The sequence below is a fragment of the Bradyrhizobium sp. P2_E8 genome, assembly GCF_056403875.1.
Genome location: NZ_JBFUES010001671.1, coordinates 1 through 900, shown reverse-complemented (window position 1 = coordinate 900; position 900 = coordinate 1). Strand labels below are relative to the sequence as shown.

At 60.8% G+C, this 900-nt stretch carries 1 protein-coding gene and 1 pseudogene; one reads left to right on the top strand and one right to left on the bottom strand.

The features are described 5' to 3' along the window. Positions 1–224 (bottom strand): annotated as a pseudogene (locus AC1D00_RS43130) (hypothetical protein); the annotation flags it as partial. A gap of 105 nt (positions 225–329) precedes the next feature. On the opposite strand from AC1D00_RS43130, the gene AC1D00_RS43125 reads away from it, so the two are divergent. Next, complete coding sequence (locus tag AC1D00_RS43125) at positions 330–536, top strand: hypothetical protein (RefSeq protein WP_477014924.1); 207 nt, start codon at positions 330–332, stop codon at positions 534–536. The last annotated feature ends 364 nt before the right edge of the window (positions 537–900 follow it).

Here is a 900-nt window from a genome sequence, read left to right as displayed (position 1 = left end):
CGGTAGCCGTCATACTTGATTTCGTGAATCCAGTCGGGCCCGGAAGGCACGGCTTTGGCAGCAGTGGGCAGGCAGAACTCGAACGCGCGGTGCATGCGAACGAGATAGTCACGCGGCTGCGAATATGCGAATCTCGCTCCTGTTTCAGCATCGGAATTCGCCAGTGAGGGACCGATGACAATTGCATTGCCGTATCTTGGAATTGCGCTCTGCTGCTCGCTCACTCTCTGGTTGGTGATCCTGGTGCTATAGGGATGTTAGCCGCTTGGAACTGTACCTCTCCTTGGCAGTTCCAAGATGGTGAAAGCATATCAGGGAGGATGCGGGTCATGGCTGAGCGGCGCAGGGTGAAGCAGGTTCGCTCTCTTGAGGAGAGGCTGGCCGAGCAGGTTGCAAGGCTCAAGGAGCACGCCGCAAATCTGCCTGCCGGCGTTGAACGCGAGAAGTTACTCAGAAAAGCACGCCTCGCCGAGACTGGCGCGCATCTAACCGATTGGCTGACCTCGGCCGGGCTCCGGTCGCCCAAGCTCACGTGACCATTCGTCTGAAGCGACAGAAGGTGCGGCGAGCGTCCCATTCGAGATGGGGGTGATGAAGTCTCTGTGCAGGCAAGTTGGTCTTCGGGCGCCATCGAACAGCACGGTGATGCCCGTGGTGCGGCGGCTTACTTCGACGACGATACCGCTCCGATTAGCCAGCCCTGGACATCGAGCGGCACCAAGCTTGCTCATTCTGAAAGGCGTGCCGACAGCAACTGGTCGCGCTCGATGCGGGCCAGCTCCTTGGCCTTGGCCTCGGCCTGTTCGCGCGTCAGTAAGTCCGGCTGGAGGCGCCGGCCGGGCAGGTCGTCCCAGTAGAAATAGACGCTCGGCCGGCCGTCCGCGAAGCGGACCTCATAGC